Annotated in this window: 9 protein-coding genes; 3 read left to right on the forward strand and 6 right to left on the reverse strand. The window is 70.2% G+C overall.

Features of this window, described 5'->3' with window-relative positions:
- Positions 1 to 36: 36 nt before the first annotated feature.
- From secD to BS329_RS40500, 3 genes are all read right to left on the reverse strand, one after another.
- Complete coding sequence (secD, locus tag BS329_RS40485) at positions 37 to 2,316, reverse strand: protein translocase subunit SecD (protein WP_076168767.1); 2,280 nt, start codon at positions 2,314 to 2,316, stop codon at positions 37 to 39.
- A gap of 58 nt (positions 2,317 to 2,374) precedes the next feature.
- Entirely contained in the window at positions 2,375 to 2,767 is a 393-nt protein-coding gene (locus BS329_RS40490) for a hypothetical protein (protein ID WP_244197490.1), read from the reverse strand.
- Positions 2,768 to 3,050: 283 nt separating this feature from the next.
- Entirely contained in the window at positions 3,051 to 3,719 is a 669-nt protein-coding gene (locus BS329_RS40500) for a maleylpyruvate isomerase family mycothiol-dependent enzyme (protein ID WP_076168771.1), read from the reverse strand.
- Between the two features lie 379 nt (positions 3,720 to 4,098).
- Between BS329_RS40500 and BS329_RS40510 the strand changes: the two genes are divergently transcribed.
- Entirely contained in the window at positions 4,099 to 5,025 is a 927-nt protein-coding gene (locus BS329_RS40510) for a cysteine peptidase family C39 domain-containing protein (RefSeq protein ID WP_084750846.1), read from the forward strand.
- 199 nt (positions 5,026 to 5,224) lie between these two features.
- Here BS329_RS40510 and BS329_RS40515 read toward each other — a convergent pair whose 3' ends face one another.
- The 3 genes from BS329_RS40515 to BS329_RS40525 form a co-directional block, all read right to left on the reverse strand.
- The gene (locus BS329_RS40515) at positions 5,225 to 6,763 is read right to left on the reverse strand and encodes a S8 family serine peptidase (RefSeq protein ID WP_076168775.1); all 1,539 of its coding nucleotides are present in this window, start codon (positions 6,761 to 6,763) and stop codon (positions 5,225 to 5,227) included.
- 27 nt (positions 6,764 to 6,790) lie between these two features.
- Positions 6,791 to 8,260 (reverse strand): trypsin-like serine protease, encoded by a 1,470-nt coding sequence (locus BS329_RS40520; protein ID WP_084750849.1) that lies wholly within the window; start codon positions 8,258 to 8,260, stop codon positions 6,791 to 6,793.
- A 171-nt stretch (positions 8,261 to 8,431) separates the two neighbouring features.
- Complete coding sequence (locus tag BS329_RS40525) at positions 8,432 to 11,272, reverse strand: helix-turn-helix transcriptional regulator (protein WP_244197491.1); 2,841 nt, start codon at positions 11,270 to 11,272, stop codon at positions 8,432 to 8,434.
- A 373-nt stretch (positions 11,273 to 11,645) separates the two neighbouring features.
- Between BS329_RS40525 and BS329_RS40530 the strand changes: the two genes are divergently transcribed.
- Both BS329_RS40530 and BS329_RS40535 read left to right on the forward strand, forming a co-directional pair.
- The gene (locus BS329_RS40530; protein WP_076168776.1) at positions 11,646 to 12,236 is read left to right on the forward strand and encodes a papain-like cysteine protease family protein; all 591 of its coding nucleotides are present in this window, start codon (positions 11,646 to 11,648) and stop codon (positions 12,234 to 12,236) included.
- Between the two features lie 4 nt (positions 12,237 to 12,240).
- On the forward strand, positions 12,241 to 12,993 hold the full coding sequence (locus tag BS329_RS40535; RefSeq protein WP_076168778.1) for a hypothetical protein: 753 nt from the start codon (positions 12,241 to 12,243) through the stop codon (positions 12,991 to 12,993).
- The last annotated feature ends 130 nt before the right edge of the window (positions 12,994 to 13,123 follow it).

Consider the following 13,123-nt stretch of genomic DNA (forward strand, 5'->3'; position numbering starts at 1 on the left):
CCGGGCGGAGCGCGGTGGTCCACAAAGGAACGCCGATCACACCACCGCGCCGTTGTCTTCGCGCTCCCGTGTCCGCGACGGCTTCCTGACCGGACGCGCGGCACCCGGCCACCGCCGGTCGAGCAGGATGGCCACCGGCCCCGCGGTGGCCACAGTGGACACTGTGCCGGCGATGAGACCGAGCAGGAGCGCGAGGGCGAAGTCGGCCAGCGAACCGTCCCCGAGGAACAGCAGCGCGCCGAGCACGAACAGCACCCCGATGCCGGTGTTGATCGTCCGGGGCAGCGTTTGCAGTACCGCCGTGCCGACGACGCGGGCGAACGGTTCCTCGCGGCGCAGCCCCCGCACTTCCCGGACCCGGTCGAAGACCACCACCGAGTCGTTGACCGAGTACCCGATCACCGTCAGCAGCGCGGCGAGGAAGACGCCGTCCATGGACTTGCCCAGCCAGGCGAAGATCCCAAGGATGATCAGGACGTCTTGGGCGAGCGCCGCCACCGTGGCGAGGCCGAGCCGCCAGTCGAACCGCACCGCGAGATAGCTCAGCTGCGCCAGTACGGCGAGGCCGAGCGCGATGACCGCCTTGGTGCGCAGTTCGGCGCCGAGGCTCGGGCCGATCTGCTCGTCGCGGATTTCAGTGGCGTCACCCGTGACCCCGGCGACCGCGGTCCGGATCCGCTCGGCGGCGGCCTCGTCGATGGGCTCGGTGCGCACCGCGATGTCGTTCTCACCGGACATCTGCACGACGGCGCGCGGGAATCCGGCGTCGGACACCGCGTCCCGGACCTGTTCGACGTCGGCGGGCGCCGACGTGCTGTATTCGATCACCCGGCCGCCGGTGAACTCGACGCCGAGATTCGGCCCCGCCACGAAGAGTCCCGCGATCGCGGCGATGACGACCGCCCCGGCCACCATCAGCCAGCGCTGGGGTTTGCCGAGGAACGCCGGGTCGCGGCGGTTCACCCACTGGCGGACGCGGCCTTCGTGGGTGAGCCCGGAAAGCCGCGGTTCGCGCGCGAGGGCTCCCCGCATCGTGAGGTGCAGCAGCCAGCGCGTGAGCACGAGCGAGATGAACAGGGCGACGATCACCCCGATGGACAGCGTCACCCCGAACCCGCGCACCGGGCCGGACGCCAGCCAGAACAGCAGCCCCGCGGCGAGCAGGGTGGTCACGTTCGAATCGACGATCGCCGACAGCGCCCCGCTGAACCCGCGGCCGACCGAGCGGGTCAGCGTGCCCCCTCGTTTGACCGAGTGTTCTTCTCTCGCCCGTTCGAAGACGAGCACGGTGGCGTCGACGGCCATGCCGATGGCCAGGACGAACCCGGCGAGCCCCGGCAAGGTCAGCGTCGCGCCGACGGCGAGCAGGGCGGCGTAGGACACGGCGGCGTACGCGACCAACGCGCCCACGGCGATCAATCCGGCCAGCCGGTACACCACCAGCAGGAACAACGCGGTCAGCGCCAGCCCGATCACGGCGGCGCGGGCGCTGGCGTCGATCGCGGCGGCGCCGAGGGTGGGGCCGACGGTCCGCTGCTCGATGATCTCGACCGGTGTCGGCAGCGCGCCGGCGTTGATCAGCAACGCCAGATCCTTCGCCTCGTCCGGGGAGAACCGCCCGGTGATCTGCGTGCTCCCGCCGACGATCCCGACTCCGCAGGCGACCTGCGGGCCCACCTGTGGCGACGAGATCACTTTGTCGTCAAGCGCGATCGCCACCCGCCGGGTCGGATCGCCGGGCGGGGAACAGGCGGCCTGCCCGGTCAGCTTCTCCCAGGAGCGGCCGGAATCCCCTTTGAAGTCAACGGAAACGAGCCAGCCGCCGCCCTGTGAATCGATCGTCGAGTTTGCCTTGTCGACGCCTTCCCCGGTCAGCGCCGCAGGCCCGAGGGTGATCGACTGCCCGCTCTCGTCGGGCAGCACGCGGCTTCCCTGTGCCGCTTCGGCGGAAGCTCCGAGCACCGGATGGAAGGACAGTTGCGCGGTGCGGCCGATCACCTCGACGGCCTCCTGCGGATCCCGCACGCCGGGCAGTTCGACGATGATCCGGTTGTCCCCGGAGCGGGCGAGCATGGGTTCGGCGACGCCCAGCGCGTCGACCCGGCGGCGCAGCACCTCGAGCGTCCGGTCGGTGGTCTCCGGCCCGGCGGTGGCGGTCGGTGAATCCTTGGTCTCCAGCACGATCTGCGTGCCACCACGCAGATCGAGCCCCAGGCGCGGGGCGGTGGTCAGCAACAGGTACACGGTCGCGGCGAGGACGACCAGCGAGACGACGGCTCGCCCGGTCATGCCTCGCCGCGCGGTTTCGCGCGGCACGACGGTTTCTCCTCGATGTATTCCCGGTTCGGGCGCGCGGAAGGCACGCCCGTGAGCTTCAGACGGCTACCGGGAAAGGAGGAGCGCGATCCCCCAGCGCGAGGCGGTGCGCCGCGCGGGAGAGAGGAGTGACGTCGGCGTCGAATTCACCGAGCCGGAGCAACGTCGTCGACGCGGGCCCGTGTGGAACCGTGCCGAAGAGAGGCAGGTCACCGTGACCGTGCACACCCAGGAGCGAAGGTTCGGCGGCGAGCCTGCCCACGGCGCGCACCGGTGCCACGGCCTTGGAGACCGAGGAGTCGACCATCGCGTTCGCCCCGCGCGAGTCGTCCGCCGAAGCGGAATCACCCGAATGGAGCGCGAAGAACAGGCCGAGCGCGGTCAGCACGGCGGCGAGCAGCACCAGCACGGCCTGCCTGGCAGGCCGGTACGTCCGGCTCTCCACCGTCATCGACACACTCCCGGGGTTCTCGCCGACACCCTACTTGGCTCCGGCGACCCGCCACAGTCGCGCGAAGGCGGTCCTCCCCCAGTTCCGGCACCAGCGCGGTCACGTGTTCGGCCGCCAGCGGGGCGAGGAGGGCGTGCGCGACGTGCCGGTGCCGGAACCGGTAGGCGCCGATGCGGTAGCGCGCCCCCGGCGCCGCGGTCTCCGACATCCGCACCAGCGGCGGATGCTTGAGCACGTAGTCGGCAAAGGCCGAGAGTCGTCCGGACGGCGGCGCCCGGCTCCCTCACTCCGGAGCGGGAACACGCCGCCGCAGGATCGCGACCCCGTCACCGCGGAGTTCGTCCAGATAGGTTGCTCGTCCGGTCATGGCCATGATCAGCGCCAGGGTCGTGCCGGAGACGAGCGGCCCGGATCCGACGGCGAAGGGGCCGTCGGTCGCTTCGAGCCGAAGCCCGCCGATGCGTCCTTTCGCCATCACCACCAGATCGGCCCCCTGGTAGTAGCCGGCCAGGGAGGTGAGGACGGTGATCGGATGCTCTCGGCGGAGACCGAGCGGGCGCCGGATGTCCTCGCCGTGCACGATCACCTCACCGAGCATCGCGATGGCGGGCAGCGGCGGTTTCGTCGTGCTCTTGACGGCTCGGCGGAACCGCTCCAGCGTCTCGGCGCCGTCCGCACCGAGCTGCTCGGCCAGTCGCATCGTGACCTGCTTGTCGAAATCGAACCGGCAGCGGATCACGCCCGCCAGCCAGCGCGCGGGGGTGAGACTCGCCCCCGCGGTGAGATGCGCCAGCACGTCGCGCACGGTCAACCCGGTGCACAGCGACGGCGTCCCCCACCGCGGTTCGGTGAGCCCGATCAGGTCCTTCGCCAGCGCCGCCCGCTCGGTGTGGATCAGCGGCCAGACCCCGGCCGTGGCGCGGCCGCGCGCCCGCGGTCCCGTGTTCGTCATCTCGGTTCCCTCCAGTCGTTCCCGGGAAGAGACTCCCGTCGCGGTCCGGAATCATCGGTCGCCGCTACTCTCGGGACGCGCTGGAGCCCGGAGGCTTTGGCCGCGCCCATCGGGCCCTACAGCCATCTGGCCCATGTCCCGGCCGACCACGAACTGGTCGTCGTGTCCGGCCAGGACGACGGGGACAGCGAGCCCGATCGAACGCCATCCTGTGTCGCGAAGATCATGGAGGGCAACCGGGATCGGCGGGGTCCCTGGATAGGACCCGTTGAGTGGCCTGGAAACCTCCGGACGGGTGAGGAAAGCCGGAGAACCGTCCACAACGGATTGGAGTCGGTGAGGGTGGCGTTTTCCCGCGAAAACTGCCAGTGTCGAACGCGTGATCGACTTTCCTTACCGTGGCTCCGGCCCCTATTGCTACGCCCATTCCCTCGCGATGATGCTCGGTGCCGAGGCGCCGGGAATCGAGGTGCTCGAAACCGTGACCGGCAGCCCCTTCGGCATGCAACTGGTCGGCGGATCGCTGCCGTTCTTCGACGCCTTCGGCTGGGATCCCGACATCGGCGTCGGTGAAGCGCTCGACGTCCTCGGCTGGAGCGCGGACACCTTCAGCGACGAAGACCCCGACGCCGCGTTCGCCCGGCTCGTCGAAGGCCTTTCCGGTGGGCCGGTCATGATCGGCCCCGTCGAGATGGGGCACCTGCGCTACCAGCCCGGGATGACCGGCCCGATCGGAGCCGACCACTTCCTCGTCGTGCTCGCCGCGGACAGCGAGTCCGTCACCGTCCACGACCCGCAGGGATTCCCGTACGCGCGGCTACCGCGCGCGGAGTTCGCCGCCGCCTGGCAGGCCGAAACCGTGGCTTACGGCAAGCCGCACACGATGCGGACGAACTTCGTCCGGCACACCGTCGTCGCCGACGAGACCGCGATAGTCGCCTCGCTCCCCCGCGCGATCGGCAGGCTCGGCGGCGAGAACGAAACCGGACTCCCGCCCGGCAGCCTCGGCAACGCCGACGCGGCCTTGGCGCTGGCCGCCCGGATCGGCTCCGGCTCTGACCCGGACCTGCGCGGGCTCCTCGCGCACTTCGGGGTCCGCGTCGGCGCTCGGCGGCTGGCCGACGCGGCGACGTGCCTGCGCCGGGTGGGCCACGACCGCGCCGCCGCCATCCTCACCACGCAAGCACGGCTGGTCGGTTCGTTGCAGTACGACCTGGTCACCGAGGACGACACGCGCGCCGCGGACACGCTCCGGGCGCTCGCGCCGACGTACGAGGAACTCCGGCGGGCGCTCACCGCGTCCTGACGATCTCTCGGGCGATCACCTCGGGTTCGGTCTTCAGTCCCCGGAGCACCATCGCGTGGAGACGCCTGCCGTCGCCCAGCGACCGCCGCCGAGCCGTCCTGAAGGCCACGCACTCACGACCTGCGAGACACCGGCGGGACCGCGAGCGCGGCCCCGCCGGTGTCTTCCCTCCCCGCCCTGCCGGCGAGTCTCACCGGATTCAGAAGGTGACGCTGAACCCGTCGATGCTGCCCGTGTCGAACTTGTAGACGTCCTGCGCGCTCAGCTTCCAGGTGCCGTTGGCCGCCTCACCGGAAGCGTCGACCGTGAACGTCTGGTGCACGCCGCCGGCCGAGCCGACGCCGCCGGAGCCCTTGAGCCGGTAAGTCTTGCCGCTCGGCCCGACCAGGTCGAGGACGAGGTCGGCGCTGTAGGTGTGCGAGACGTCCACCTTAACCGGCAACGACGCGGAAGCCTTGCCGTCGCAGCCTTCTTGGGTCACCGAACTGGTCACCGCGGCTCCGGCGTCCGGAATGGACACCGGCGTGGTGTTCGACTTGACGCCGCACTTCGGGCCGGGGCCGCCGGTGCCGATGAAGGAGACGTCGAGCAGCTTGTTCGGCGAGCCGCTGCCCGCGTTCTTGATGACACCCGTGGTCGCGTTGTTCACCAGCGCGTCCCGGACCTGTTGTGGTGTGGCGCCCGGATTGGCCGACAGGTGGAGCGCGGCCGCGCCGACGACGTGCGGCGTCGCCATCGAAGTTCCGCTCATCCCCGCCGAACCGCCGTTGCCCGGGCTCAGCGACGTGATGTTCGTGCCCGGCGCGAAGATGTCGGTGCAGCCGCCGTAGTTGGAGAACGACGACCGGTTGTCGCCGGAGTCCGAGGCGTTCACGGTGATCGCCTCCGGCACCCGCGCCGGGCTGGTGTCGCAGGCGTCGGTGGACGCGTTGCCCGCGGCCACGCCGTAGACGACACCCGAGGCGATCGACCGTTTGACCGCGTCGTCCCCGACCCCGGGGGCGTCCATGCCCAGGCTCATGTTCGCCACCGCGGGCTTCTTCGCGTTGGCCGTCACCCAGTCGACGGCGTCGATGATGCCCGAGTCCGGCCCGGAGTTGTCGCAGCCCAGGACCTTCAGCCCGACGATCTTGACCTTTTTCGCGACGCCGTAGGTCTTGCTGCCGAGCGTGCCCGCGGTGTGGCTGCCGTGACCGTGACAGTCCTTGCCGTCGCCGCCGAAGAAGTCCTTGCCGAGGCTGGCACGGCCTTCGTACTCCGGATTCGACGGGTTGATGCCGCTGTCGAGGTCGTAGGCGGTGACGCCCTCGCCCTCGTTGGGATAGGTGTAGGACTTGTCGAGCGGCAGGTTCTTCTGGTCGACCCGGTCCAGCCCCCACGTCGGATTCTGCTGGGTGCCCGTGCCGCGGGCGGTGCCGTCCTCGTAGACCGCCTTGACCGACGGGTCCGCGGCCAGCCTCCGCGCTTCGGCCGGGGTCATGCTCTTGGCCGAGAACCCGCGGATGGTCGCTGTCCAGACCGAACGGACCTCGCCGCCGTACCGGTGGGCCAATTCGGCCGAAGCCGGCTGCCCGGCGGCGGCGACGTCGTGGAGGACGACGATGTACTGATCACCGTAGTGTTGCTTGGCCGGGATCACGACGCCTTCCGCCTCGGCCGCGACGGCCGTTCCGGCGCCGAGCGCGAGGAGTGGGCCCAACAAGCCCAGTGCCAGCAGGGTTTTCGTCTTGTTACGCATGGTTGGTCACCTCTGTTTCGGTGAAGTTCACTGGACAATGAGGGTGTACGTGGCGGTCGCGGTCTTGCCGACGGCGTCCTTGGCGGTCACCGTGACCGGATACGTGCCCGGCTGGAACGGTGCGAAGACCTGCATGGTCGAACTGCCGCCGCTGGACACAGTCCGCGGTGAGAAGAACGGGTTGATCGGCAGCCCGGAACCACTGGCGGACAACGTGATCGAGTCGCTGCCACCGGTCGCGGTGACGGTGGCGCTCACCAGCGAACCCGCTCGGCCGGAGCCGGAGGACGGGTTCACGGTCACCTTCAGGTCGCCGACGGGAGGTTCGCCCGCGCCGACGGTGAGGGTGAGGCCGGCGGTGGCCGTTTCGGTCGTGCCCTTCCCGGAAATCGTGACCTGATAAGCCTTTTCCGGTGTTCCGGAGGCGGTCTCGATGGTCAGCTTCGCCACCTCGCCCGCTTTGATCGTGGCGGACTGGAACGTGGCTTTGGCACCCTCGGGCAGTCCCGACGCCGACAGCGTGATGTTCTCGGCACCGTTCTTGCCCGGTTCGCTCGTGACACTCGCCGACACGTACTCGCCCGGCAAGACCTTCACCGACGAAGGCGAAGCTGCCAGGGTGAAGGCGTCACCCGGCTGCTCGCCGCCGATCTGCTCGGCGACCCAGTCCCCCATCTCGTTGTTGAGCCTGCTGTAGACGCTGTACCAGCGGAAATCGCTGCGGCTCCAGGAGGTGATCCCCACGACCTTGCCGTCGACGACGAACGGGCCGCCGCTGTCGCCGGGCAGGACGGTCTTGCGGCCGTCGGAGTACCCGGCGCAGATCATCGTCTCCGGGTCGACGCCGTTCTCCACGCCGGTGCACTGACTCGCGTTGACGATCGGCAGCGTCAGCTTGTGCAACGTGACGTCCTGGGTGGAGTCGTTCATGTCCTTCTTGCCGTAGCCAAGGCTGAACCCGTCCTTGCCGGGCGTCTCCAGGCCGGTGTCGGCGGAGGTGGCGACCTTGGCGTAACCGCCGGGCGGGACCGGGATGTCGCCGTCGGTGGTGATCACCGCGACGTCGTAACCGTTCCAGGGCTGGGTGAATCTGGGGTGGATCCGGTAGTCGACGGCCTTCAGCTGAGTGCCACCCGCGCTCTTGAGGTCATCCAGTCCATAAAGGACACTCTTCTCACCCGCCAGTTCCTTGCAGTGGGCCGCCACCATGACTTTCCGCGGCGCGATGACGGAACCGCTGCAGCTCTGTCCCTTCGGCCGCGAACCGCCTTCCCGGAGCGCGGCGATGGCGTACGGGTAGTCCTTGACCGACGCCGGCGAGCCGCCGATGCTCTGGCCGTGGACGCCACCCGTCGGCGAAGGCGCGGCGTCGGTCGGTGCGATGGCACGGTGGAGGTCGGCTGGCGGGGTGTCCGGTGCCGCACCGGCGATACCCGCCGCCGGTGCCAGCGCGGCCATGGTCAGGACGACCACGCCGAAGATCCGTTGTCTGCTCACGGTGATTCCTTTCCGGGAAATCGCGACTGCCGGACAACTGTCGGACGGCGGCGGAAACGGAACAATAGTGGAACGCGGCGGTCGTCCCACTATTTAAAGAAACTGGCTCTCACCTGCGGTTTCTCACGACTTACCCAGCGAATCGCCGAATACGGACCCCTAAGGAACACCTCAGGCCGTTTTGGAATCCTCGCCGCTCGCGTCGCGGAGCAGGTCCTCGGTCAGGACCGTGCGCGAAGGCAGCCCCAGTTTGCGCAGCGCCCGTCCGACGTGGATCTCGACCGTCCGCGGCGACAGGAACAGCCGCTCGCCGATCTCCCGGTTGGTGAGGTTCTGGGCGGCGAGCCTGGCGACTTCGAGTTCCCTCGGCGACAGCCCTTCGCCGTACCCCTTGCGGCCACGGCGAGGCATCTCGGGATCGCATCGGCGCAACGACCGACGGCAGCGGAGCGCGTCCACAGCGGCGCCGAGATTCGCATACGCCGTCTCGGCGGTGGTGTACGAGGCGACCGCGCGTTCCCGTTCCCCGGCTTCGGCGAAGCATCCGGCCGCGAGTTCGTCGGCGTAGGCGGCGAAATACGGGAAAGGCAGCGCGTGGTAGGCCTTGGAGGCACCGAGCAGGAGGTCTCCGGCGGCGAGCGTCTCGCCGCGGGCCTGGGTGAGTATTCCCCGGCACAGCAGCGCCGCCGCGTTGGCGACCGGCGCGTCCTTGCCGTCGATGCCCTGCCGGTACTCGCCGAGCAGTTCCCTCGCCTCGACGAGCTGTCCCAGTCCGAGCATGGTGCGCACGGCGAACGGCATCAGCTCGGCCGCCCAGACCCAGTTGTTCTTGCGGCGCACGGTATCCAGGCCGTACTCGGCGAGACGCCTGGCGGCTTGCAGATCCTTGCCCGCCTGATGGACCGCGACGCGGCCCGCGTACGCCGACGCCTGGATCGGGACGCTGCCCGCGGAGAGCGCGAACGCCGCGTCGAAGCTGCGCAGGGCCGCGGTCGGCCGGTGCTGCCCGTACTCGTACCAGCCGAGGACGAGCAGCGGTTCGGCGGCGAGCGAACCGTCCTTGTCGACCCGCGTCAGCATCGCCCGCGACTTCTCGGCGACGATCGCCCACTCCCCCATCGCGAGGTCGAGGCGCAGTTCCGTACCGTCGGCCAGCGCGTCGAGGTAGGGCTGGTGGTCGTCGCGGATCAGCCGCCGCGCGGTCGCGAGGTAGGCACGGGCGACCGGGTAGTGCCCGTTCCACGCCACCGCGTCGGCCAAGTTGATGTAGGTGCGAGCCACCTGGCGGCAGACCTCGGCCGATTCGGGGGCCCGCGGCAGGTCGGCGATGGCGTGCCAGGCGTCCGGATCGGCGACCTGCATCCGCGCCGAAAGCCGGTTGGCGGCGATCGCGGCGAGCAGTCCGGCGTCGTGTTCCCCCTTGCTCACCTGTTCGGCCTGGTCGAGCCAGCGGAAGTTCTCCTCGACCGGGACCGTCCCGATATGCGGCATCGCCAGCGTGACCAGCCCCCTGGCGAGCAGCGCCTGCCGCCTGCCGAGGTCGGCCGCGCCCAGTTCGATCTCGAGCCTTCCCGCTTCGACCTTGCCCACCTGGTTGATCAGCACCTGACCGAGGTGGACCCGGATCTCACCCCGCGCGGCCTTGCTCAGCGGCCATTCGCGCAGGATCTCCCGCAGCAGCCGGACCGTGCCGGCGTGGGCGATACTGCGCGGCAGTTCCCGGCCGAGCCGGACGGCGAACGACTCGCGCGCGGTCCTCGGCAGGTCCGGATCCCGCAACGCCGTTTCGAGCAGACGGCTCGCTTCCTCGGTCCGGCCGTCTTCGATGGCGTTGTCGACCGCGACGCCGGTCCACTGTGTCCACGCGACGAGATCGCCCGCCAGCCGCGCGTGCCGGGCGATGAGCGACGCGAAGGGTTCGGCGCCCGAGGCGAGCCGGGCGGCGGCGCGGCCGTGCATCGCGCACCGTTGAGGGCCGGGAAGCAGTGCGTAGACCGCTTCGGCGATCAGCGGGCTCCCCGATTCGTAGCGGCCGCGACCGAGATCCCGCACCAGCCCCGTTTCCACGGCCTCGGTGACCGCGCCGGGGATCTGCCCCGCTGTCGGTGCCGCCACCGCGCCCAGTTCCGCTTCCCCGGCGGGTGATCCCAGCACCGCGGCCGCACGCACGACGTCCCGCGCGGGCGGGCCGATCTCCGCCATCAGCCCGGCGACCCGGCTCCGCACGATCGGCGGCACGGTCGCCGACTCCAGTCTGTCCGCCGAAAGCGCCTCGGCCGTGTCACCGACGCTCTGCACCAAGGCCGTCAGGTCGACGGCGATCCCGGACGTCCGCCGGTGCGCCGCTTCGGCGAAATCCGGCGCGCAGCGGCCGAAGGACGCGTCCAGCAGTGTCCGCACCTGTGCGGCGGTGAACGCCGGAAGCGAGAGATGCGCGGCGATCTCCCTTATCGGCGGGAATCGCCGCGGGCCGCCCGCGACCGAACTGACCACCACGCTCAACGCCGCCGCCGGTGACGCCGCGAGCCCGCGCAGGAACTCCCCCGTGTCGTCGTCGGCGGAGTGGACGTCGTCGAGCACCAGTACCGCCGGGCCGCAGCCGGTCAGGACTTCGCGCACGGCACGGAACTCCTGCTGCCGGACGGTCTCGGTGTCCGCGTTCTCCGGAAAGGGCGGCAGCCACGGCGACCATTCGGGGATCAGCCGTCGCAGGACGCCGGTCACCGGGGAGAAGCCTGCCGCGTGGGCGGCGGCCACCTCGCTCTTGCCGAGCAGCGCGTCGACCAACGACGCCAACCGGCACGGCCGCACGAAAGAACCGCAGCGGGCGGACCAGATCACGCGCGACGCGATCGCGGGATGGGCGGCCAATTCTTCGAGCAGACGGCTCCGGCCCACACCCGGTTCGCCCTCCACCACGGCGACCGACGGCGGGCTCGAGGTGACGCGCACCAGTTCGGCCAGTTCGGTGTCGCGGGCCACGAACACCGGTGCCGCACCGATCGTCGGCATGCTCGGGACCATACCGATAGGACACCCGCCGAAAGGCGGGAACACGAACAGTGACCGGGTGCCGGACGCTTTCCGCTGGTCCACACCACCGCGGTCACGGCGTTAACTCGATCGGGCGACGCCGACCTGCCTGGCGCGGACCCCGCAGCCGCAATACGGACCCTTAGGTATTGCCGCGAACCTTGCCACGGGTACCCCCTGAGGGTGAATCTCAGACTGTTCGCAGTGCCCCTGTGTCACCTCACCACAGCGCAAGTCCCCCGCTCGCGCCGGACGACCACCCAGTCGGGTAGCCGAAGCCTTCACCTGTCCCCTCCGGGTAGCCGCCCGCGCGTGCTTCGCGTTCGACCATCCAGTTAGGAGTGTTCCGACGGTGAAGACCTCATTCAGGCGCGGGCTGGCCACGGCCTGCGCCGGTGTCGCCGCGATGGTCGCCCTCCAGGCGCCCGCTTCCGCGGCGCCCGCGATCACGGCGGCCACCACGATCCCGATCAAGATGCAGGCGCAGGAGAAGAGCAACTGGTGCTGGGACGCCAGCGGCAACACCATCGCCGCCTGGTGGGGACACTCGATCTCCCAGACGAAGTTCTGCCAGGTCGCGCACAACGAGTCCGGTTCGGACTGTGCGAACAACCAGGGCTACCTGAGCGATCAGCAGCGCGTGTTCCGGTGGCTCGGATTCGGCAACGTCGGCACCTACAGCTCCTCGGGCCAGACGCTGACCTTCGCCTCGATCAAGAGCCAGGTCGACGCGCGGCAGCCGATCGGCACCCGGATCGGCTGGCGCAGCGGCGGCGGCCACATGCACGTGCTCTACGGCTACGACAACACCAATGGCGCGACGACGGTGTACTACGGCGACCCGTGGGGTTCGAGCCCCCGCTACAACCAGATGAGCTACAACGCCTACCGGTCCAACAACTCCTTCACCTGGACCCACACCGTCTACGGGATCAAGGACTGAAACCATGAAGCGAACCTTCCTCGGCGCCACGATCCTCGCTCTCGGACTGTCTCTGGCACTCGGCGGCCACGCCTCCGCCGCGGATTCCCCGGCAGGCGTACCCACCGCCGCCGATCTCGCCGCGGTGTCCACAGTGGTCACCAGCGACGCGACCACCCAGCGGCTCGCCAAAGCGGAGTTCCCCGGTGCGGCCAAGGCCGACATGGCCGTCGCGGCCAGGACCGCCAAAGCCGATCCGCGCACCCCGGTGGCGGTCTACCAGCCGACCGCGGCCTTCATCGCCGGCACCTCGGCCGTGCCGGCGGAACTGGCCTACGTCGCCACTCCCGCCACCCTGGGCAACGGCGACGCGGCGACCGTGTGGTCGCAGCGCGAAGGCACGGGCTGGTCGGTCTACAACGTCGCCTCGGGTGACGTCGAAAAGCGCCTCGCGGCGCGGGTCGGCAAGGGCTACCTCCTGAGCGAACCGCAGGCCGGTGCCTGGTACGCCGTCGACGGGGACATCGTGACCGTCCTCGATGGATCGTCGGTGGCGAAGACCGGCGAGAAAATGACCCTCGCCGCCTACCGTGAGGCCCTGCAAACCCGCTACGGCGACAAGCTGCCCGGCTCGACCTACGACCGCACGGGCGCGGCCGGTGGTTACGGCGCCTCCCCGGTGGGCGACGACTCGGTGCCGTGGTGGCCGTACGCCCTCGGCGCGGTGTTCCTCGCCGCGGCGGGCGCGGCCGTCACGCTGAGGCTCCGCAGGCAGTAAGCGGCAGTGACGACGGGCCGGGATCTCCCGGGATCCCGGCCCCCTGCGGCCGCCAACGGAGAGCACACGTGATCAGACGGACATCACCTGTGATCAGCCGGACATCACGGGTGTTGTCCGGCTGATCACC

Origin of the sequence: Amycolatopsis coloradensis, assembly GCF_001953865.1 — a bacterium.
Classification (GTDB): domain Bacteria; phylum Actinomycetota; class Actinomycetes; order Mycobacteriales; family Pseudonocardiaceae; genus Amycolatopsis; species Amycolatopsis coloradensis.

What these genes read in the sequence shown, in the direction of transcription:
- BS329_RS40490 (WP_244197490.1), bottom strand. Translation starts at nt 2,767, where the DNA reads ATGACGGTGGAGAGCCGGACGTACCGGCCTGCCAGGCAGGCCGTGCTG.
- BS329_RS40500 (WP_076168771.1), bottom strand. Translation starts at nt 3,719, where the DNA reads ATGACGAACACGGGACCGCGGGCGCGCGGCCGCGCCACGGCCGGGGTC.
- BS329_RS40515 (WP_076168775.1), bottom strand. Translation starts at nt 6,763, where the DNA reads ATGCGTAACAAGACGAAAACCCTGCTGGCACTGGGCTTGTTGGGCCCA.
- BS329_RS40525 (WP_244197491.1), bottom strand. Translation starts at nt 11,272, where the DNA reads ATGCCGACGATCGGTGCGGCACCGGTGTTCGTGGCCCGCGACACCGAA.
- BS329_RS40535 (WP_076168778.1), top strand. Translation starts at nt 12,241, where the DNA reads ATGAAGCGAACCTTCCTCGGCGCCACGATCCTCGCTCTCGGACTGTCT.